Source organism: Glycomyces dulcitolivorans, assembly GCF_003265355.1.
In the GTDB taxonomy this organism is placed as follows: domain Bacteria; phylum Actinomycetota; class Actinomycetes; order Mycobacteriales; family Micromonosporaceae; genus Glycomyces; species Glycomyces dulcitolivorans.
In genome coordinates, this window is record NZ_QFRW01000075.1 from 51,047 (window position 1) to 70,965 (window position 19,919).

Sequence of the window (19,919 nt, forward strand, 5' to 3'; positions counted from 1 at the left end):
TGAGATTCCAGTCGTGTAGGTCCTGTGTGGAGGCGGGGTGCGGCCGGGCGGTTCGTGTCGGCGGCCGCCCGGCCGGGGTGCTATTCGCCGTGGACGGCCTTGTACGCGTCGGTGTAGTACTGGCGGGCGTCCTCGCCGCCGTTCGCCATGAACGTCTCGACCATCTCGGGGATCGAGGAGAGCTCGGCGCGGCCGAAGGCGATGTCCTGCTGCTGGTCCCAGAGCGTCGAACCGGCGGCCTTGGCCTCGGCCGGGGCCTCGATCCGGACGCCCTCGAACGGGTTCTCCATGGCGTAGTCCTGGATCGAGGCGTCGTACTCGAAGCGCTTGGCGACCATGTCGGGGTCGCCGGTCAGGAACGTCTCCACCTGGCAGCACAGTGCCTTGTAGTGCACCGGGCCCTGGACGATCTCGCTGCCCAGAGGGGTGAAGACGGGGGTGCCGTCCGCGCCGATCTCGAAGTGCTCGCCTTCGACGCCGTACTGGAGGAGCTGGTATTCCGTGGTGCCGTAGGGGGCCGCGGCCCAGTTCGCGATGTCGAGGATCTCCTCGACCTGCTCGCGGCTGAGGTCCTTGTTGAGGAAGGTCCAGCCGCCGATGCCGGCGCCCATGGCGACGGTGGGGGTGCGGCCGTTCGCGGCCAGGGGCGGGAGCGGGGCGACCTCGCCCTCGATCTCGCCGCGCTTGACCTTGAGGTTGAAGTCGTTCCAGCGCACCAGGTTGTCCTGGGTGAACAGGACCTGTCCGGCCTCCTGGAGGGCGGCGGCGTCGAGGGTGCCGGTCGGCACGTCGGGGTGGATGAGCTGCTCGTCCCACAGGGTGCGGCGGAACGTCAGCATCTCGGTGAACTCGGGACGCTCGATGTTGTTGACCATCTTCTGCTGCTCGGGGTCCCAGTTCCAGCCGTCGGTGCCGCCGAGGCCGAACCACTGGCCGATGAACCAGTCGAGCTGGGCGAAGGCCCACTTGCCGTTCGCGTCGTCGGACCAGGCGCGGGCCGCGTCGAGCAGCTCCTCGACCGTGGTCGGCATCGCGATGCCGGCGGCGTCCATGAGGTCGACGCGGGCGAGGATGCCGTTGCCCTGGCCGCCGGAGTAGTTCATGGGGATTGCGTAGATGCCGGCGGTGTCGGGGTCCTCGGGGTCCACGGACCACACGGCCTGGCCCCAGGCGGCCGACGGGATGGCGGCCAGGAGCGGCCAGCGCTCGGCGATGTCGCCCCGCAGTATGTCCGTGAGGTCGTAGAACTTGTTGACGACCGTCTCCTGGAAGTTGCTGAAGGAGCCGGTCATGTAGCTGAACAGCTGGATGCCGTCCCCGTACTCGTCGGCCTTGACCCACTGCACCGCCGTGTCGCCGTAGGTCATGCCGTCGCCTTGGCGCAGTTCGAGCTTCGTGCCTCCCCAGGCCTCGTACACCGCCGCGAAGTACGGGTCGTCCTTCGCGGGGGCCGGGCCCCAGCAGGGCACGGTCAGCTCGTAGGAGCCGCTGCCCGAGGGCAGGTCGGTGATCGCCTGGACCGGCTCCGGATAGGAGGTGAAGGCGGAGGGGTGGTTCGGGGGCTCGCCGACCAGGTCGGGCTCGACCGGCAGCGGCCACTCCTTGTAGGTCGGCAGGAAGTCGAAGCCCTCGGTGGTCTGCGTGGAGCCGCTGCCGGATTCGATGTCGGAGCAGGCGGCGACGATCGGGAGGCCCGCGGTCCCCGCGGCCCCGAGTCCCGCGGCCTTGAAGAGGGAGCGGCGCTTGAAGGGCGCCCGGTCGGAGGGAGTTGCCATTTCGCTGACCTCGTTGTTGCGAAGGGATATGGAGGGACCCAGTTCAGGGGTATCGAGGGATGTAGATCCCTGACCTGGTGCGATGTACGGTACGCAGGTGTCGCCGACTTTGTCAACCAGTGAAACCAAGTATTCGAGTTCGGCGGCCGTAGAAATAACCGCGAAATAGACATTCAGGGTCATAGATCTGCGACAGGGCGTCCGGATACCGTGAACCGTGAACAAACCGAGGAGAACGCCATGCAGAAGACGCCGGCACCGCAGCTCGACGACCCGCCGTCCGGGGCGCCGCTCAGCGGCCTGGAGCGCAGCGCCCTTCGCGACCTGCTGATCCACGGCCCGAAGTCCCGCGCGGAGATCGCGCGGGAGCTCGGCATGTCGCGGGCGAGCCTCACCCGGGTCACGCGCACGCTCATGGAGCAGGGCCTGGTCGCCGAAGGCGCCGTCGAGCTGCGCGGGGCGACCGGCCGACCGAGCGAGGTCCTCCACATCCGCCCCGAGGGCCGGCGGTTCCTCGGCGTCAAGTTGACCAGCGACCGGCTCTTCGCCGTCGTCACGGACCTCACCGCGCAGGCGCTCGCCGAGTACGACGAGCCGCTGGCGTCGCGGAGCGTCGAGGACGTCGTCGAGCAGATCGGCGGTGCCTACGACCGCCTCGCGGTCGAGCACCCCGGCATGGCCGCGGTCGGGATCGGTCTCGCCGGTGACGTGGCCTCCGTGGGCGGGCGCCAGATCGTGCTCCAGTCGCCGTTCCTCGGCTGGCGGGAGGTGCCGCTGGCCGATCTCGTGAGCGAGCGACTGGGAGTGCGCGCCAGCGCCGAGAACGACGTGCGGGCCCTGACCGCGGCGGAGCACTGGTTCGGCATCGGTGCCGGGTACGAGTCCATGGTGCTCATCACCGTCGGCGCCGGGATCGGGGTCGGCATGGTCGTGGGCGGGAACGTCGTCACCGGTGCCAACGGCAAGGCCGGGAGCCTGGACCACCTGCTGGTCGACGGGGGCGGTCCGCGGTGCGAGCGCGGCCACCGCGGCTGCGTGGACTCGTACCTCTCGAACGCGGCGATCGTCGCCGCGCTGCGCACCCCGGGGCTGGACTACGCGAGCGTCCTCGACCTCGCGCGAGGCGGCGACCCCGCCGCCAGGCAGGCGTTCCGCGACGCCGGGCACGCGCTCGGCGTCCTCGCCGCGACCTTGGCGAACGCCATGGACCCCGAGAAGATCGTCGTCACCGGCGACGGCATCGCGGTGACCGAGCTCGCGGGCGACGAGATCGACGCCGCGATCGCGGCGAACCGCCACCCCGACGGTGCGCCGATCGCCCTCGACATCCAGCCGTTCGAGTTCGCCGAGTGGGCCCGGGCCGGGGCCGTGCTCGCGATCCGGGACTTCCTCCGGTTCTGAGCCGTGATCAATAGTTAGTTTCAAATATTGACAAAGTCATGACGCTTGTCGATACTTGGACGGCCCCGCACCCGTCCTTCGAGGAGTCCGCATGACCGAAACGCGAGCCGTCGCCGAAGCCCCGCATCTGCGGCGACCCGACCAGTCGCCGCGTGAGTCCGACGGCCTCGACGACGGCGGCAAGACCCGGATGCTCTGGGCCGGAGGCGTATCCGTGGTCGTGCACCTGCCCGAGCGCGGACTCCCCGAGGTGCTGCACTGGGGCCGGGACCTCGGCGACCTCGGCCACGGGGACTTCGAGCAGCTGCGCCGGGCACGCACGCGCCCGGTCTCGCCCAGCGCGCTCGACGCGCCGTGGCCCCTCACCCTGGTGCCGGGCGAGCACGACGGCTGGGAGGGCCGCCCCGGCTTCGCCGCGCACCGCGCAGGCCGGGCCCAGTATCCCCGGTGGACCGTCGCCGACTCGGAGTTCGAGACCGACGTCGACACCGGGACGCTGCACCTCCGGGCCGAAGCCCCTGGCCTGCTCCTCCGCAGTGAACTGCACCTGGACGACGCCGGGGTCCTGCGCATGGCGCACACGCTGGTCAACACCGGTGACGAGCCCCTGTCGCTCGCCGCGCTCGAAGCCGTGATGCCCGTCGACGACCGCGCCGCGGAGGTCCTCGACTTCACCGGCCGCTGGACCCGCGAGCGCGTCCCGCAGCGCGGCCCCCTCGCCCAGGGCAGCCGCGTGCGCGAGACCCGGCGCGGCCGCACCGGACACGACTCCCCGTTCGCCCTCGTCCTCGGCACTCCCGGCTTCGACGCCGCCGCGGGCGAACTGTGGGCGGTGCACCTCGCATGGAGCGGCGACGCCGTCTACCGCCACGACGCCCTCCCCGAAGCACGGACCGTCCTCGGGGCGGGACCGCTGCTGCGCCCCGGCGAGATCGACCTCGCCCCGGGCGAATCCTTCCGCACACCCGAGGCCGTGTTCGTCTGGAGCGACCGGGGTCTCGACGGTCTCGGCGACCGCTTCCACCGCTCACTCCGCGCCCGGCCCTCGCACCCGCGCGAACCCCGCCCGGTCGTGCTGAACACCTGGGAGGCCGTCTACTTCAAACACGACCTCCACCGCCTGGAGACACTGGCGCGCACGGCCGCCGACATCGGCGTCGAGCGGTTCGTCCTCGACGACGGCTGGTTCCGCGGCCGCCGCGACGACCGCGCCGGCCTCGGCGACTGGACCGTCGACCCCGAGGTCTGGCCGCAGGGCCTGCACCCCGTCGTGCGCACCGTCCGCTCCCTCGGCATGCAGTTCGGCCTGTGGTTCGAACCCGAGATGGTCAACCCCGACTCCGACCTCGCCCGCCGCCACCCCGAATGGCTCCTCCAGCCCCCGTCGACGCGAGCGTGGCGCGGCCAGTACGCCCTCGACCTGACCCGCCCCGACGCGTTCAGGTACCTCCTCGACTCGATTTCGGCGCTCGTCCGCGAATACGAGCTCGACTACATCAAATGGGACCAGAACCGCGACCTCATCGAGGCCGTCCACCACGGGCGGGCGAACGTCCACCGGCACACCGAGGCCGTCTACCGGCTCCTCGACCGGCTCCGGGACCTGCACCCGTCGCTGGAGATCGAATCCTGCGCCTCCGGAGGCGCCCGCGTCGACCTCGGCATCCTCGACCGCACCGACCGCGTCTGGGCCTCCGACACCAACGACCCCATCGAGCGCCTCGCCATCCAGCGGTGGACGGAACTGCTGCTGCCCCTCGAACTCATCGGATCCCACATCGGCCCGCCGACCGCCCACACCACCCACCGGGCGGCGAGCCTGGACTTCCGGATCGCGACCTCCCTGTTCGCCTCCGCGGGCATCGAATGGGACATCACCTCTTGCACGCCGGCCGAACTCGACCGGCTGCGCCTCGGCATCGCCTGCTACCGCCGCCTCCGCGGCCTCCTCCACACCGGGACGCTCGGCCATCTCGACACCGGCGACGACGGGACGACCGCGACCTCCGTCGTCGGCGACGACCGCGACCACGCGGTGGTGCGCGTCGCCCGCCACGCCACCGGGAACCGCGCGCTCGCGACCGCGCTCCGCGTACCGGGCCTCGACCCGGGCAGCCGGTACCGGGTCGCACCGGTTCCGGAGCTGCCCGTGCCGCGCGGCCTCGACGAGGTGCCTCCGCCCTGGATCGAACACGGCGAACTGTGCCTCCCCGGCTCGGTGATCGCCGAGGTGGGAATCCAGCTCCCGCTCCTGGCACCCGGGGAAGCGCTCGTGCTTGAGATCGCCCGCTGACCGCCGGCATGTCAGACCGAGTGCGGCTCAGGGCCGCCCCCGTTGACGGGGGCGGCCCTGAGCCGTGCCGCCGCGGCCGCAGCCCTCGGCGGCTACTCCAGGCGCAGGAGCCGGACGCCGTGCGCCGGAACCTGAAGGCGGACAAGACCGTCCTTCACCGGGACGTCGGCGCCCTCCCACAGGTCGCGGGCGCGGCTCCGGTGTGCGCTGCCGACGTCCGCCAGGTGGATGTCGAGGTCGGCCGGCTCGTCGCCGAGCCAGAACACCGCGCACGCCTCGGCGTCGTCGAGGCCGGCCCTCCAGACGACCAGCGAGTGGTCGCGGACGATCTCGCGGCCGCCCTTGCTCTCCAACAGAGCGAGGACCTCGGGGTTGCGCAGCAGTTCGAGCGTCTCCGCCGGGGTGTCGGGGAGGTGCCCGCCGAACATCAGCGGCGACCGCATCATGCACCACAGCGTGAGCATCGTGCGCTGCTCCTCGAACGTCAACCGCGACAAGCGGTCCTCGCCCACGTGCGCGCTGATGCCGATGCGCCCCAACGGGAGCATGTCGGCGTCGCCCCAGGCGCCCGGCACCTGGTGCGGCGCCCAGCGCGCCGCCCGCTGGAACATCTCCAGCAGCGCGCTCCAGTCGTCCCACAGATCGTCGGAGATCCGCCACATCTCCGCGTGCTCCCGGAGCGCGTCGAGGTGCGCGAGGGACAGGGCCTTGCCGGGGGAGAGGCTCAGCACGATCGGCCGCCCGCACTTGTCGATCGCCTGCGAGTACGCGGCGAGCTCGACGCTCTGCGTCGGCGGGTGCAGGACGTCGTCGAGCTTCACGAAGTCGACGCCCCACTCGGCGAGCTGCGCGACCTGCGAGTCGTAGTACGCCTGCGCGCCCGGCTTCGCGTGGTCGATCCCGAAGTTGTCCGGATTCCAGGTGCACACGTTGTCCCGGTCGGCGATCCGCGACGCGGTCGTGTCGCCCCCGAGGACCGGGAGGTCCAGCTCGACCGCCTTCTTCGGGATGCCCCGCATCATGTGCACGCCGAACCGCAGGCCCAGCGCGTGCACGCGGTCGGCCAGCGCCTTGAACGACCCGTCCGCAGCCGACGGGAACCGGTCCGGCGCCGGGAGCTGGCGTCCCCACGCGTCGAGCACGGGGTCGGAGACCTCGTTGTAGTGGTGCTCACCGGGATTCGGCTCGTACCACTGGATGTCGACCACGACGGTGTCCCAACCGAACCGCTTGAGCTCGGCGGCCATGAACTCGGCGTTCGCGACGACCTGGTCCTCGGTCACCGAACTGCCGAAGCAGTCCCAGCTGTTCCAACCCATCGGCGGGCGTTTCGCGGCGAGTTTCCTCGCGGATGTCGACGTCATGGGGATCAACCTATCCGCGAAAGGCTGCACATGAATCCCGCTCGCTTGGCCGTTCCTCCGGGATCCTTTGCTCGGCCGGCATCGCCCCTCGTGAGCCACCGGGCACTCGCCGATCCCGCGTCAACCGGGATCTGGGTGGCCCACGGGACCGCCCCCGAGATGACGCGCGCCCACAGCCACGACGACATCGAGCTCAACGTCGTCACCAGCGGGGCCATCGAGTACCTGATGGGCGAGCGTCGCGTCCGCGTCGAGCAGGGCCGGTCGGCCGTGTTCTGGGCGAGCCTCCCGCACCGCCTCCTCGCGCCGGCGGGGGAGCCCGCCGAGGTCTGCTGGGCGCACGTCCCCCTCTCCACGGTCTTGACCTGGGGCCTGCCCGCGGCCGACCTGCGCACCCTCCTCGAAGGCCGACCGGCCCTCGCGGCGATGCCGCTCAACATGGACGCGGCCGGCGTCTGGCAGCGCTGGGAATCGGACTTCGACCGCCGCGACGCGGACGCCGCCCTCCTGGAGATACACGCCCTCATCCGCCGGACGCTGCGCGCCGCCGCGACGCAGCCGACCGGCACGGGGCCGACCTCGCACCCGCTCGACATGGCGGCGTTCATCATGGAACGGTTCCGCGACCCGATCACCGCGGCCGACGTCGCCGCCGTGGCCCACCTGAACACCGAGTACGCCATGACCGTGTTCCGCAAGGCCTGGCACATGACCATGGGGCGCTTCCTGCTCTGCCGCCGGGTCGCCGAGGCCCAGCGCCTCCTCGCCACCACCGACCTCGACTGCTCCGCGGTCGGCTACGCGGCCGGCTTCGGTTCGGGCAGCAACTTCTACGCCCAGTTCGCGAAACTCGTCGGAACCAGCCCCGGCCAGTACCGCACCGCCCTCCGCACCACCGGAACCCCACCCGACTGAACATCCGGCGGCACGTACACGACGGTCGACACCGGCGGGACCGGTTCCTGACCGGGTTAGAGGTCGGTCATTTTCTCCAGGTGTTCGGGGTAGCGGGCGCCGAGGACGGTGATCTTGGCGCTGGCGTCTTCGATGGCGGCCAGGTCGTCTTCGGTGAGGTTGATGTCGGCGGCGGCGAGGTTCTCTTGGAGGCGTTCGGGTCTGCGGGTGCCGGGGATCGGGGCGATCCAGGGCTTCTGGGCCAGGAGCCAGGCGAGGGCGATCTGCGCGGGCGTCGCGTCCTTCTGCGCCGCGATCGTCGCCAGCAGGTCGACCACGGCCTGGTTGGCTTCGCGGGCCTCGGCGGCGAAGCGGGGGATGGCGGCGCGGATGTCGCCGGTGGTGAACTCGGTGGCGGCATCGATCTTCCCGGTCAGGAAGCCCTTGCCCAGCGGGCTGAAGGGGACGAAGCCGATCCCCAGCTCCGCCAGGACCGGCAGGACCTCTTCCTCGGGGCGGCGCCACCACAGCGAGTACTCGGACTGGAGTGCGGTGACCGGCTGGACGGCGTGCGCGCGGCGGATCGTGGCGGCCGCGGCTTCGGACATGCCGAAGTGGAGGACTTTGCCTTCGGCGATGAGGTCCTTGACCGCTCCGGCGACCTCTTCGATCGGCATGTCGGGGTTGACGCGGTGCTGGTAGTACAGGTCGATGCGGTCGGTCCCGAGCCTCCGCAGCGAGCCTTCGACGGCGGCGCGGATGTGTTCGGGCCGGCTGGTCAGGCCTGACTGGGTGCCGTCGGGGTTGAACGCGAACCCGAACTTGGTGGCGATGACCACTTGGTCGCGCACCGGCGCGAGCGCCTCGCCCACGAGTTCCTCGTTCACGTACGGGCCGTAGACCTCGGCGGTGTCGAAGAGCGTGACGCCCTGGTCGACCGCGGACCGGATGAGTTCGATGTGGTCGTCACGGGTGCCCGTCGAGGGCCCGTAGGACTGGCTCATGCCCATGCAGCCCAAGCCGATCGCCGAGACGGTCAAGCCGCCTCCGAGTTGTCGCCGTTCCATGTGTGTCCCTTTCGGTCGGTGGGGGAGTGCGGTCGGTACCGGGACGGCTTGTCGCCGCCGGCGCCCCGACCGCCCCGTTCATGATCAATCAGACCGCGGACCGGCAGACCCGGAAACGCCCTGTCAAGGGGTGTACCGGCAGTACACCTCTCACTTCGCCGGCCTGGCGTAGCGTCGGGTGGATGGACAACCGGGACGAGGTGCGCGAGTTCCTGACCTCGCGCCGCGCCAAGATCACCCCCGAGCAGGCGGGCCTGCCGCCCGGGTCCGGGCGCCGCGTCCCCGGGCTGCGTCGCTCCGAGGTCGCGTTCCTGGCCAGCGTCAGCGCCGAGTACTACGCGCGGCTGGAGCGCGGGAACCTCACCGGCGCCTCCGAGCACATCCTCGACGCCATCGCCCGCGCCCTCCGGCTCGACGAGGCCGAGCGGACCTACCTGTTCGACCTCGCCCGCGCCGCCAACCGCACTCCGCAGGCTCGCCCGCGGCGCCGCGGCTCCCAGCAGTGGGCCCCGCGCCCGTCCCTGCGACAGATGCTCGATGCGATCGACGCCCCCGCCGTGGTCCGCAACGGCCGCCTCGACCTCCTCGCCGCCAACGCGCTCGGCCGCGCCTTCTACACCGACGTCTACGCCCAGGCCCAGCCGAACCTCGCCCGGTTCTGCTACCTCGACCTCGACCGCTCCCAGCGCTTCCACCCCGACTGGGAGCGCTCGGCCGACATCAACGTCGCCATGCTGCGCACCGAGGCCGGAAGGGACCCCCACGACAAGGGCCTCCAAGACCTCGTCGGGGAACTCTCCACCCGCTCCGAGGCCTTCCGCACCCGTTGGGCCGCACGCAACGTCCGCATCCACGGCCGCGGCCACAAGACCGTCAACCACCCTGTCGTCGGCGAACTCGACGTCGACTACGAAGAACTCGAACTCACCGCCGAACCCGGCCTGATCCTGCTGATCTACACGGCCGAGCCCGCCTCGCCCTCGCACGAGCGCCTGCGACTCCTCGCCAGCTGGGCCGCCACCGAGCACACCGCCGAACCCGCGGCCCCGGCGAGCGAGGCGGCACCGGCCAGCCCGGCCGAGCCCGAATGACCGCCGGCGAAGTTCGCCTGCAACCAATCCGCAAGCATCTTGGGCAGCAGATCAAGTCGACTTCGCCGAGCCCGAACCGCCGAGGTCGCCGAGCCGGTCGCGGAGCGCGGCGGTGTCGGGGTGGCCGAGTTCGTCGAGAATGGACAGGGCCAGTGTCCATGCGGCTCGGGCCGCCTCGGGGTCGCCTGCGGCCGCATGGGACTCGCCGAGGTTGGTGAGCGCCGAGGCGGTGAACTTCCGCTCGCCCAGGTGCGTGGCGATCGCGACCGCGCGGCGGAAGTGGTCTGCTGCCCGCGCGTGGGTGCCGAGCTGGGATTCTATGGCGCCGAGGCTGTCGAGCACGTTCGCCTCGCCGAGCTTGTCGCCGATCGCGACCGCCAGGTCCAGCGCGGCGAGGCAGTTCTCGCGGGCGCCGGGGAGGTCGCCGAGTCGGGCGTGGCAGAACCCGATGTTGTTGAGCGCCCGCACTTGCCCGGCGGTGTTCCCGGTGCGGCGGTACAGCTCCAGGCCCAGGGTCGCGTGCGCCAGGGTCGAGGCGTAGTCCCCGGCGTCGGCGTCGAGGACGCAGAGCACCAGGCGGGTGTCGGCCTCCCCGTTGCCGTCGCCGGCGGCGCTGAAGTGGTCCAGCGCCAGCTTCAGGTTCGCGCGCGACTCGGCCTTGTCGCCGTAGTGGGACTGGACGATCCCGAGCCCGAGGTGCGCCGAGGCCATGCCTTCGACGCCCCCGGCGCGCTGCGCGGCCCGGACCGCGACCTGGTGGACGCGCAAGCGTTCGGCCGCGGCGTTGCGAAGGCGCAGATAGGTTTCCAAGCTGCGGGCGAGCCGCCAGGCGTGGGCGTCGAAGTGCCGCGCGTAGGCCGCTTCGACGGCGCCGAGCAGAACCAGGCGCTCGGACTCGAACCATTCGCAGGCCCGGTCGTGGCGCTGCGCGTCGACCGAGAACCCGCCCGCCTCGCCCGGGACCGGGAACGGCGTCAGCACCGCCGAGGCCGCCTCGGCGCACCGGAGCAGCTCGTCGAGCAGGCGCTCCGAGGCGTCGCGGCGCGCGGCCGCAGCGTCCTCGGCCTCGGTCAGTTCGGCGGCGTAGGCGGCGAGCAGGTCGTGGAGGCGGAAGCGGCCGGGTCGGAACTCGACGGCCAGGCCCATGCGGACCAGCTCGGCCAGAGCCCCTCGGGCGGCGGCGGGCGCCTCGCCGGTGAGAGCCGCGACCGCCTCCGCGGTGAAGTCGGGTCCCCAATGGAGTCCGATGAGCCGGAACGTCTGCGCCGTAGCCGGACTCAGGGCACGGTAGGAGCAGTCGAAGGCCGAGCGCAGGTCCAGTCCGGCGTCGGGCGAGGCGAAGCCGTCGAGAGGGGCGGCCTGGGCGTCGAGTTCGTCGGCCAGTGCCGTCAGCGGGAAGTCGGGGACGTCGACGGCCCTGGCCGCGACGACCGCGATCGCCAGTGGGAGGCGGGCGCAGCGGTCGATGATGCGGCGCACGGCCTTCCGTTCGGCGTCGGTGCGGTGGGCGCCGATCCGCCCGGCCAGCAGGTCGCGGGCCTCGTCGCGTTCGAGGACGTCGAGGGCGACCTGGTGGGCGCCGTGCCGGGCGGTGAGGCCGGGCAGGCGGGAGCGGGCGGTGACCAGGACGCAGCAGGCGGCCGCGCCGGGCAGGAGGGGGCGGACCTGGTCCTCGTCGCGGGCGTTGTCGAGGACGACGAGCATGCGGCGGTCGGCCAGGAGACTGCGGTAGAGCGCCGCCCGGGCCTCGGTGCACACCGGGACCTGCGAGGGCGGGACGCCCAGGGCCTCAAGGAAAGCGCCGAGCGCTTCGCCCGGGTCGAGTGCGCGACCGGCCGGGTCGAAGCCGCGCAGGTCGGCCCACAGGTGCCCGTCGGGGTACCGGTCGGCGGCGCGGTGGGCCCAGTGGACGGCCAGGGTCGTCTTGCCGGAGCCGGGAAGACCGGTGATCACCGCGACGGGGTTCCCGGCGGCGGCGCCGAGGCGGGCGAGGGCCTGTTCGCGGCCGGTGAAGCCGACGAGATCGACGGGGAGCTGGCGCGGCACGGGGCGGTCGAAGCGAGTCGCTTCGCCTTGGGAGCGTTCGAGGAGGCGGCGGTGCTCGTGCTGGAGCGCGGGGCCGGGCTCGACGCCGAGTTCGTCGACCAGGCGGCGACGGGTCCGGCGGTACAGCTCCAGGGCCTCGCCGGTGCGGCCGGAGGCGCCGAGGGCGGCGATAAGCAGTTGGACCGGGCGTTCGCGCTCGGGGTGGTCGCCGACGAGCGCGGACAGTTCGGGGACGACGTCGCGGGCCGCGCCCGCGTCGATGTCGAGGGCGATGCGGTCCTCCAGGGCGGTCAGCCGCTCCTCTTCCAGGCCCGCGCGCATGGACTCGCGCCATTCGTCCCCGGAGACGTCGGCCAGTGCCGGCCCGGTCCACAGTGCAAGGGCCTCGGTGAGGAGTCCTGCGGCCCCGGGGCCGCGGCGGCGGGCGCGGGCGACGAGGTCGCGGAAGCGGTACAGGTCGACGCGGTCGGGGGAGCAGTCGAGGCGCCAGCCCTGGCCCACCGTGGAAACGGTCACCGCCGGGTCGCCGGAGACCAGGCGTCGCAAGCGGGTCACGTAGACGCGCACGGTGTTGAGCGCGGACACCGGCGGCCCGGCGGGCCACCGCGCCGCGATGAGGCGGTCGGTGGTGACCACCCGCCCCAGGTCGAGCAGGAGCAGCGCGAGCACGCACCGCAGCTGCGCGGTGGTCGGGCCGCCAGAGCGCCCGTCGCGAAGGACCTCGACCGGTCCGAGCAGCCGGAATCCTATGCGGGAGCGGCCGACCGCCGCGACTTCCGATGGTCTGTCCATGTGACGCAAGCGTAGAACACGAATCCGCCGCGGATCGACGAGCGCGACCCGGACCGGCCGGTTAAACGTCGGTCAAGCCGGGGTCAAACGATTCCTTCGACAATGGACGGGCTTGAACCGCCCGGTTCGATCGATCCCGCCTCGCCGGTATCGCCCTGTCGCTAGGAGCGCACATGATCAAACGTATTGCAGCAGTTCTCGGATCCCTCGCGATCGCGTTCGCGACCGTCGCGGCGTTCACCTCGCCCGCAGCGGCGGACGTCTCGGCGGCCGCGTCCGAGACGGACTACGCGGTCGACGTGGACTGGAGCGACAGCCCGCACAAGGACTGCGCATGGGACCGAGGCTACTGGTATTCCGACGGCGACGCCTGCATCCAGAAGGACGGCGACGACATCTGGGTCCAGGACCTCGACGCCGACGGATACGGCGTGGCCGTGTGGTGGTCCGATCCGGCCTCTGGCCGCGATGGCATGTGCATTGACGCCCTCGGCAAGGCAAAAGGCTGGGTGAAGTGCAACAAGGGCTGGACCGAGGGCCACACCATCTACTGGTCCTTCATGTACCACACGGCCAGCGGCTGGGAGTACGAGGACGAGACCTTCAGGACCGTGGTCTAGCGGGCGGCGGAGTCGACCCGAAGCCCCTGCGGCCGTTCATCGCGCACCGATCAGAGTCCCCTCCCGGGCAACACCACCACGACGAAAGGCAATCACCGATGCGCAACCGCATTGTGGCGCTCATCGCCGCATTCGCCATACCCCTGTTCGGCATTCTCGGCCTCGCCGCACCGGCCGTCGCCGCCGAGAAGGAGGTCAACTATGTGACCGACATCGACTGGTACGCCGACAGTTCGAGAGAGTGCTACAGCGTTCCCGCTGCCGTAGCCTGCGTCCAGAAGAACGGTGACGACATCTGGATCAGGGACAACACCAATGAGGGAGCCTGGGTCCACGTCCATTGGTGGGACCTCGACGGCTCGCGCTTCGGCACCTGCACCGACAACCTCGGCTCCTCCAAGGTATGGACCAGGTGCAACAAGGACTGGACCGACGGCCACGAGATCGCCTGGTACGTCGAGTACTACGACGACGGCCAGTGGTGGTCCGGATTCAACCAGACCACCGTCGTCTAGGCCCTGCCCTGTGAATGGATCCGGCTGAGCCGAATCCTATCCGGCACCTCGACGCGGGGCGGTGCGATCTCTCAGCGCCGGAGAGCGCATCGCCCCCAAACGGTCGGCCACGAAACCCTTGGGCCCCAGACTTGCTCGGGCCCCACAAGGCGTGGAGGTACTGAACGCTCTTTCGAGTGTGAAGACCGTGCTCCGAGGAGCCGGAGCGAAGAAGTACGGCGCGTGGGGCGTTCATGGGAGGCGTGGGCGCAGGCCGTCCATCAGGACTTCAAGGTAGGCCTCGGCGAGTTCAGGGGTACCGCTGGAGGCCTTCGCGATGGCGAATGCCGTCTCACCGACGAGCCTCGTGACGAGCGCAGGGTCGATATCCGAACGGATCGCGCCCTGTCCGCGGGCTTCGTCGAGCATCGCGTCGACGACGCGCACCAGCTCGGCGCGCAGCGCGGTGGTGGCAGGCAGGTCGAGCCCGGCGAGCTGGTCGCTGACGGCGTAGTGGGCGGCCTGGAACGCCATGAGCTCGGCCAGGAAGGTCCGCAGCGCCTGCGCGCCGCCGTCGCGCTCGAGGATCTCCCTGCCGCGGGCGACGAGGGGTTCGAGCAGTTCGGCCACGGCCTCGTCCATGAGCGGGTCCTTGCCTCCGAAAGCGCGCACGACCGTCCCCGCGCCCATGCCCGCCCGCTTGGCGATGGCCTCGACCGTAAGGGGCGCAACCGCTTCAGCCAGGAGCGCGGTCGCGGCGTCGAGGGCGCGGCGGCGGTTGCGGAGCGCGTCGGCGCGAGGAGTTCGTCCGTTCACCGTTGACAACTGGAATCTCCATTCCATATATTTATCTGGAATAAACATTCCAGATAATATCTCGCAGGAGGTCTCCGTGAACAAGCACATCCTCATCGTCGGCGCCGGCATCGCCGGACTCGCCACCGCGCACTGGCTGACCAGGCACGGATTCGACGTCACCGTCGCCGAGCACGCTCAGGCCCCCAGGCGGGGCGGCAATGGCGTCGACGTGCGCGGCCAGGCGATCGAAGTGGTCGAACGCATGGGCCTCCTCGACCCGGTGCGCCTGGCCGCGGCCGACGTCCGGGCCATGCAGTTCGTCAATGCCGCAGGGCGAACGACCGCGCGTATCCCCATCACCGAGCCCGGCGCGACCGAGATCATGCGCGGCGACCTCGTCGCGCTCCTCCACGACCGGACCGGGGCCGAACACCGGTTCGGCGAACGCGTCCGGGGCCTGGTCCAGGACGCCGACGGCGTGACCGTCGACTTCGGGCAGGCACCGGGAGAACGCTTCGACCTGGTCGTCGGCGCCGACGGGATGCACTCCTCGGTCCGCCGCCTCGCCTTCGGCCCTGAGCGGCGGTTCGTCCGCTTCAAGGGCCACTACTTCGCGTTCGCCGACGCCGATGCCGCACTCGGGTCCGACCGCGCCGTGACCATGTACAACAGCCCCGGCAAGATGGCCGGGCTCTACCGGTCGGGCAACCACGCGCAGGCCAAGGCCTACTTCATCTTCCGATCCGAGCCGCTCGGCCTCGACCACCGCGACACCGGGCAGCACCGGCGCCTGCTGCGCGAAGCCTTCGCGGACGCGACCGGATGGCGTGTGCCGCAACTGCTGGAGACGGCGCTCGCGGACCCGGACCTGTACTTCGACGCACTCGCCCAAGTGCAGATGGACTCCTGGTCGAACGGCCGGGTCGTCCTCGTCGGCGACGCCGCCTGGTGCGCGTCACCGGCATCCGGCGCAGGGGCGGAGCTCGCGCTCGTCGGCGCCTACCGGCTCGCCGGGGAGCTCGCGGAGAGCGGAGGCGACCACCGGGCCGCGTTCGGACGTTTCGAAGCCGGCCTCCGCGGCCTCGTCCGCCGCAAGCAGCAGATCGGCCCGAACGTGCGTCTCATGGTCCCGGAAACCAACGGCGGCAGGCGTTTTCGCAACGCCCTTGCCCGACTTCCGATCCTCGGCCCGCTCGGCGCCGTCGAACGGCTCCTGCAGGGAGCGACGCCTCCACTGCCCGCCTACGCTCCGGCGAGCTTAGGAATGCCATGCGGCGAGAGCGAGCCGCCGAGCGTGGCGCAGCGGTTTCGCGACGGCTTGATGGCGGCTTCAGCGCGGTAGGAGCACCTGGATCTGGCCTCGGATCTCGTTGAGGATCTCGTCGACGGTGTGACCGATGTTGACGGTTGCGGCCATGCTGAGGAACATGACCGAGGCGACGACGTGGGCGAGTGTTGCCGCGGTCTCGGTGTCGATGCGCTGGTCCCGTTGGAGGACGGCGGCGACCGCTTGCTCGGTCTGGGCGTTGAGCGCGAGGGCCTCATGGTGGTGGGGTTCGGCGGGGTCGCCGAAGACCATCTCGCGCAGGTAAGTGCGGCCGTTGTCGGTCTGCTTGCGGTTGCAGGCCACGACCGGGCCGATGATCGCCATCACCGCGTCGAGGACGCCGGGGACCTCCTCGGCGGCGGCCTTGCCTTCGGCGAGCGCTTCGGCGTAGGTGGAGTTCTGGACGAGGAGCAGCAGTTCGCCTTTGTTCTTGGCGTAGAGGAACAGCGTGCCGGTGCCGATGTCGGCCTTGTCGGCGATCTGCTGGGTGGTGACCTCGTCGACGCCGTGCTCGGCGAAGAGCTCGCTGGCGGCGGCCGTGATGCGGTCGAGCTTCTCCTGCTTGTTCCGCTCACGTCGCCCGACCCGTTGCGGGGCGGTTGGCATGGATGCATCCTTCGGGAATGGATTCTGACTGTACTCAGTTATGAGTTTGATCGTTACAGCGTGGGCTCGGAAGTGCCTCGGTTCATTCTCCCACGGCGACGCGAACCTGAATCTCGACCGAAAGGCAGGAACATGACCGCACTCAACGGAGCCGTCGTCCTCATGTCCGCCGCCGCTCATCGGTTCAGGAACTCGGCGGCGACGGGCGCGAAGTCCTTGTGGTACTGGAAGATCCCGCCGTGGCCGGAGTTCGGGTAGATGACCAGCTCGGAGTCCTTGATGCGGCGGTGCATGTCCTCGGACAGGACCGAGGGCACCATGCGGTCGTTGTCGCCGTTGGCGATCAAGGTCGGCTGGGTGAGCTTCGACAGGTCGTGCGGCGCCCCGCGGCCGTATTTCTTGATGGCCCCCAGCTGCGTCCGGAAGTCCTTCAACCGCATCGGTGCGTCGCGACCCTCGGTGCGGGCACCGGTCGTCCGCTCGACATACGCCTTCGCGGCCTTCTTGCCGACGGCGTCGCGGTTGAAGAACAGGAACTCCCGCGGGTCCGAGCGCGTCAGCGTCGCCTTCAGGACGTCGAGGTAGGTCACTCCGGCGATCTTGTCCATGTCCTTGCCGCCCTTGGGACCGGTGCCGGTGAGGACCAGCCTGCGGACCAGGTCCGGGTGCTCGGCGATGAGCGCCTGGGCGACCATGCCGCCCAGGGAGAAGGAGAAGACGTCGACCTGGTCGTAGCCGAGCGCGGTGAGAAATGAGTAGGCGTCGTCGGCCATCGCCTCGACGCTGTCGGGCACCTCGCCGGTGGAGGCGCCGACGCCGCGCTGGTCGAAGGTGATCACGTGGCGGTCTTTCGCGATCGCGTCGACGATCCGCGGGTCCCAGTAGTCGAGGTTCGCGGCCAGGTGGACGAAGAAGACCACGGGGATGCCGCCTTTCGGCCCCAGCTCGCGGTAGGCGAAGTCGACGCCGCCTGCGGTGATGGTGTTCGTCGGCGCCTCGACGTACGACGTGACGACCGGACGGTTCTGGTTGCTGCTGGTGTTCATGACGGTGCTCCTCTGTATGTGGCTGATGCCAGGGATGGTTGTTCGGGCAGGTCAGGCTTTGGTGATGACGGCTTTCCCTCGGATGCCGCCCCGCTCCAGCGCTTCGAGGGCTTCGGGAAGCTCGTCGAAGGAGGCGGTCTTGCCGACGATCGGGCGGATCGCGCCGTCGTCGATGAGGGCGGTGATCTCGCTGAGCTGCGCGCCGCTGGCGCGCATGAACAGGAACTCGTAGGTGACGCCGAGCTTCTTGGCCCGACGGCGGATCCCGGCACTCATGGCGGTGGCGGCCAGACGCACCACGGGGTTGGCGCCGATCTCGCGGGCGAACGCGGGGTCCGGAGGACCTGCGATGCTGATCGCCTTGCCCCCGGGCTTCAGCACGCGCAGGGACTTCTCGAGGTTCTCGCCGCCGAGGCTGTCCAGCACCAGGTCGTACCCGCCCAGCAGTTGCTCGAAGTCCTGGGTGCGGTAGTCGATGACGGTGTCGGCACCGAGCTCGCGCACGAAGTCCGCGTTGCCGGCACTGGCCGTGGTGGCGACCGTGGCGCCCAGGTGCTTGGCGAGTTGGATGGCGATCGACCCGACGCCGCCGGCACCGGCGTGGACGAGGACCTTCTGCCCGGCGCGCACGTGCCCCTTCTCGACCAGGGCCTGCCATGCGGTCAGCGCGACCAGCGGCAGCGAACCGGCCTCCTCCATGGTGACCGATCGCGGTGTGAGGGCCAGGTCGTCCTCGGCCACGGCGATCCGCTCGGCGAACGTCCCGATGCGGTCCTTGCCGGGCCGGGCGTACACCTGGTCGCCGAGGCCGAAGGCGCGGACCTTCGATCCGACACCGATGACGGTGCCGGCGACGTCGTTGCCGAGGACGAGCGGCAGCCGGTACGGCAGGATCGCCTTGAACTCGCCGATCCGGATCTTCTCGTCGAGCGGGTTGAGACCGGCGGCCTGCACCTGGACGAGCACGTCGCGCTCGCCCACGACCGGCTCGGGGACGTCCGCAAGCTCCAGCGGGTCCTTGTACTTGGTGACGACGAACGCTTTCATGACGCTCCTTGCCCCTTCTTCCTGGTCGTTCGCCGCAGCCGGCCAGTGGATTCCCGTCCGTCTCGCAGCCTGTCGTGATCGCTCGAATTTCCGAGCTAACTCAATTATGACTCAACTCAGAAATAATGGCAAGGAGATCCCAATGTGATCCGGTCGGGTGCCGACGCCACCCCTACCGCGGCGCGGCCTCATCGCCAGGTTCCCCAGTGCCCCATCGGGGTCTGGTCGAGGATGCCGAGGAGGCCCGCGTCGCGTTCGCCGTCGGCGCCGCGACGGGGCCGGTCTCGCCTTCACCGCCGCGTCAGGTCACGGTCAGGTGGCTGCGGTGCCGGGTCGGGGTCTCGGCCTCGTCGAGCAGCACGATCGCGAAGTCCGCGTAGGAGATGCGAGCGGCCGTGTCGACGTGCTCGCGGATCTCGAACCGGCCGGTGCGCTCCCCGTCGTGGTCGAAGTCGCCGGCCGGGCTGATGTACACCCAGTCCAGCGCGCCGCCCTCGGCTCGAAGGGTCTCAAGGCCGGCGGCGTGGGCCAGCGAGAACGGCCGGTACTCGGCCGGGAACTCGGGCGTGTCCACCAAGCGGGTGCCGTCGCAGCCGGGCAGGAGCATCGCGATCCCGCCCGTGACGAGCTGCTCGACCCCGACCTGGTGCAGGCCCTTGATGAGCGCCCTTGCGGCGCTGGAGAAGAAGGTTTCCGGCGCGACCGCCGCTGCCGCCGGACCTGTTCGACGAACTGTGCCCGTCCTCGTTGCTGCCCTTCCGTTTCGGCGACAAGTGGGCCCCCTTGGTCCTCGCCTGCCTGGAAGGCGGTCCGCGCCGGTTCTCCGAGCTGCGCGTGCCCCTCCACCGCGTCACCGCGAAAGTCCTCACACAGTCCCTCCGCAGGATGGAGCGCGACGGCCTCGTCGTGCGCACGGTGCACGCCGACCTGAAGCGGGGAGTGGAGTACGCGCTCTCGCCGCTGGGCCGCAGCATGCTGGAGCCCCTGGCCGTCGCATGCGCATGGGCGACCGAGCATTGGGACGAGCTCCTCGACGCCCGAGAGCGGCACACGTCCCCGTAGACGATGTCCGGATGTGAGTAGAACACGGTTCCCGAACGCGTCGGATACGAGATGCCCCTGCCGGCCGCGACATGCTCAAGTGTCGCGTCCACTCCGCGGCACCGCCGACGGCGGGCGGTCCGTGCTTCTGCTCGGACCGCCCGCCGTCCGTGATGGCCGGGGGCCTACTGGTCGAGGGCGATGTGGTGGCGTTCGG

17 protein-coding genes and 1 pseudogene are annotated in these 19,919 nt (G+C 70.6%); 8 read left to right on the top strand and 10 right to left on the bottom strand.

Going from position 1 to position 19,919, the window contains the following annotated elements:
* Window positions 1-80 precede the first annotated feature (80 nt).
* Window positions 81-1,775: a type 2 periplasmic-binding domain-containing protein gene (locus DI269_RS06575; RefSeq protein WP_157974797.1), complete on the bottom strand. Its 1,695-nt coding sequence runs from the start codon at window positions 1,773-1,775 to the stop codon at window positions 81-83.
* Window positions 1,776-2,015: 240 nt separating this feature from the next.
* On the opposite strand from DI269_RS06575, the gene DI269_RS06580 reads away from it, so the two are divergent.
* Window positions 2,016-3,176, top strand: a complete 1,161-nt coding sequence (locus tag DI269_RS06580; RefSeq protein ID WP_112134303.1) for an ROK family transcriptional regulator — start codon at window positions 2,016-2,018, stop codon at window positions 3,174-3,176.
* A 91-nt stretch (window positions 3,177-3,267) separates the two neighbouring features.
* The gene (locus tag DI269_RS06585) at window positions 3,268-5,469 is read left to right on the top strand and encodes an alpha-galactosidase (protein WP_112134304.1); all 2,202 of its coding nucleotides are present in this window, start codon (window positions 3,268-3,270) and stop codon (window positions 5,467-5,469) included.
* Window positions 5,470-5,561: 92 nt separating this feature from the next.
* On the opposite strand, the gene DI269_RS06590 is transcribed toward DI269_RS06585, so the two are convergent.
* On the bottom strand, window positions 5,562-6,833 hold the full coding sequence (locus tag DI269_RS06590; RefSeq protein WP_198667213.1) for a glycoside hydrolase family 27 protein: 1,272 nt from the start codon (window positions 6,831-6,833) through the stop codon (window positions 5,562-5,564).
* Window positions 6,834-6,923: 90 nt separating this feature from the next.
* On the opposite strand from DI269_RS06590, the gene DI269_RS06595 reads away from it, so the two are divergent.
* Complete coding sequence (locus tag DI269_RS06595) at window positions 6,924-7,748, top strand: helix-turn-helix domain-containing protein (protein WP_198667214.1); 825 nt, start codon at window positions 6,924-6,926, stop codon at window positions 7,746-7,748.
* Window positions 7,749-7,804: 56 nt separating this feature from the next.
* On the opposite strand, the gene DI269_RS06600 is transcribed toward DI269_RS06595, so the two are convergent.
* Window positions 7,805-8,794: an aldo/keto reductase gene (locus tag DI269_RS06600; protein WP_112134307.1), complete on the bottom strand. Its 990-nt coding sequence runs from the start codon at window positions 8,792-8,794 to the stop codon at window positions 7,805-7,807.
* Window positions 8,795-8,976: 182 nt separating this feature from the next.
* Between DI269_RS06600 and DI269_RS06605 the strand changes: the two genes are divergently transcribed.
* Complete coding sequence (locus DI269_RS06605) at window positions 8,977-9,885, top strand: helix-turn-helix domain-containing protein (protein ID WP_112134308.1); 909 nt, start codon at window positions 8,977-8,979, stop codon at window positions 9,883-9,885.
* A gap of 51 nt (window positions 9,886-9,936) precedes the next feature.
* Here DI269_RS06605 and DI269_RS06610 read toward each other — a convergent pair whose 3' ends face one another.
* Entirely contained in the window at window positions 9,937-12,723 is a 2,787-nt protein-coding gene (locus DI269_RS06610) for an AfsR/SARP family transcriptional regulator (protein ID WP_112134309.1), read from the bottom strand.
* Window positions 12,724-12,896: 173 nt separating this feature from the next.
* Between DI269_RS06610 and DI269_RS06615 the strand changes: the two genes are divergently transcribed.
* Window positions 12,897-13,343 (top strand): hypothetical protein, encoded by a 447-nt coding sequence (locus DI269_RS06615; RefSeq protein ID WP_112134310.1) that lies wholly within the window; start codon window positions 12,897-12,899, stop codon window positions 13,341-13,343.
* Between the two features lie 98 nt (window positions 13,344-13,441).
* Window positions 13,442-13,858, top strand: coding sequence for a hypothetical protein (locus DI269_RS06620; protein WP_112134311.1), 417 nt, complete (start codon window positions 13,442-13,444; stop codon window positions 13,856-13,858).
* Between the two features lie 231 nt (window positions 13,859-14,089).
* On the opposite strand, the gene DI269_RS26840 is transcribed toward DI269_RS06620, so the two are convergent.
* Entirely contained in the window at window positions 14,090-14,653 is a 564-nt protein-coding gene (locus tag DI269_RS26840; RefSeq protein WP_232822654.1) for a TetR/AcrR family transcriptional regulator, read from the bottom strand.
* A 76-nt stretch (window positions 14,654-14,729) separates the two neighbouring features.
* Between DI269_RS26840 and DI269_RS06630 the strand changes: the two genes are divergently transcribed.
* On the top strand, window positions 14,730-15,977 hold the full coding sequence (locus tag DI269_RS06630; protein WP_157974798.1) for an FAD-dependent oxidoreductase: 1,248 nt from the start codon (window positions 14,730-14,732) through the stop codon (window positions 15,975-15,977).
* Here the strand turns inward: DI269_RS06630 and DI269_RS06635 are convergent.
* From DI269_RS06635 to DI269_RS06650, 4 genes are all read right to left on the bottom strand, one after another.
* Window positions 15,966-16,568 carry a TetR/AcrR family transcriptional regulator gene (locus DI269_RS06635; protein WP_112134313.1) on the bottom strand — a complete coding sequence of 201 codons (603 nt, stop codon included), beginning with the start codon at window positions 16,566-16,568 and terminating at the stop codon, window positions 15,966-15,968. The genes DI269_RS06630 and DI269_RS06635 overlap by 12 nt on opposite strands.
* Before the next feature lie 176 nt (window positions 16,569-16,744).
* Window positions 16,745-17,614, bottom strand: a complete 870-nt coding sequence (locus DI269_RS06640; protein WP_112134314.1) for an alpha/beta fold hydrolase — start codon at window positions 17,612-17,614, stop codon at window positions 16,745-16,747.
* Between the two features lie 51 nt (window positions 17,615-17,665).
* Complete coding sequence (locus tag DI269_RS06645) at window positions 17,666-18,661, bottom strand: NADP-dependent oxidoreductase (protein ID WP_112134315.1); 996 nt, start codon at window positions 18,659-18,661, stop codon at window positions 17,666-17,668.
* Between the two features lie 301 nt (window positions 18,662-18,962).
* Window positions 18,963-19,268: an NAD(P)-dependent oxidoreductase gene (locus DI269_RS06650; RefSeq protein ID WP_198667216.1), complete on the bottom strand. Its 306-nt coding sequence runs from the start codon at window positions 19,266-19,268 to the stop codon at window positions 18,963-18,965.
* Window positions 19,269-19,330: 62 nt separating this feature from the next.
* Here DI269_RS06650 and DI269_RS06655 point away from each other — a divergent pair, with 62 nt between their 5' ends.
* Window positions 19,331-19,723 (top strand): winged helix-turn-helix transcriptional regulator, encoded by a 393-nt coding sequence (locus DI269_RS06655; RefSeq protein WP_112134316.1) that lies wholly within the window; start codon window positions 19,331-19,333, stop codon window positions 19,721-19,723.
* Here the strand turns inward: DI269_RS06655 and DI269_RS29000 are convergent.
* A pseudogene (locus DI269_RS29000) lies at window positions 19,720-19,821 on the bottom strand (LysR family transcriptional regulator); the annotation flags it as partial. The gene DI269_RS06655 and the pseudogene DI269_RS29000 overlap by 4 nt on opposite strands.
* Window positions 19,822-19,919: the final 98 nt, after the last annotated feature.

Bases quoted from the DNA above. Each gene is read 5' to 3' on its own strand.
- DI269_RS06580 (WP_112134303.1), top strand. From the start codon at position 2,016: ATGCAGAAGACGCCGGCACCGCAGCTCGACGACCCGCCGTCCGGGGCG.
- DI269_RS06600 (WP_112134307.1), bottom strand. From the start codon at position 8,794: ATGGAACGGCGACAACTCGGAGGCGGCTTGACCGTCTCGGCGATCGGC.
- DI269_RS06585 (WP_112134304.1), top strand. From the start codon at position 3,268: ATGACCGAAACGCGAGCCGTCGCCGAAGCCCCGCATCTGCGGCGACCC.
- DI269_RS06590 (WP_198667213.1), bottom strand. From the start codon at position 6,833: ATGACGTCGACATCCGCGAGGAAACTCGCCGCGAAACGCCCGCCGATG.
- DI269_RS06650 (WP_198667216.1), bottom strand. From the start codon at position 19,268: ATGCTCCTGCCCGGCTGCGACGGCACCCGCTTGGTGGACACGCCCGAG.
- DI269_RS06615 (WP_112134310.1), top strand. From the start codon at position 12,897: ATGATCAAACGTATTGCAGCAGTTCTCGGATCCCTCGCGATCGCGTTC.
- DI269_RS06605 (WP_112134308.1), top strand. From the start codon at position 8,977: ATGGACAACCGGGACGAGGTGCGCGAGTTCCTGACCTCGCGCCGCGCC.
- DI269_RS06640 (WP_112134314.1), bottom strand. From the start codon at position 17,614: ATGAACACCAGCAGCAACCAGAACCGTCCGGTCGTCACGTCGTACGTC.
- DI269_RS06645 (WP_112134315.1), bottom strand. From the start codon at position 18,661: ATGAAAGCGTTCGTCGTCACCAAGTACAAGGACCCGCTGGAGCTTGCG.
- DI269_RS06610 (WP_112134309.1), bottom strand. From the start codon at position 12,723: ATGGACAGACCATCGGAAGTCGCGGCGGTCGGCCGCTCCCGCATAGGA.
- DI269_RS06635 (WP_112134313.1), bottom strand. From the start codon at position 16,568: ATGCCAACCGCCCCGCAACGGGTCGGGCGACGTGAGCGGAACAAGCAG.
- DI269_RS06575 (WP_157974797.1), bottom strand. From the start codon at position 1,775: ATGGCAACTCCCTCCGACCGGGCGCCCTTCAAGCGCCGCTCCCTCTTC.
- DI269_RS06620 (WP_112134311.1), top strand. From the start codon at position 13,442: ATGCGCAACCGCATTGTGGCGCTCATCGCCGCATTCGCCATACCCCTG.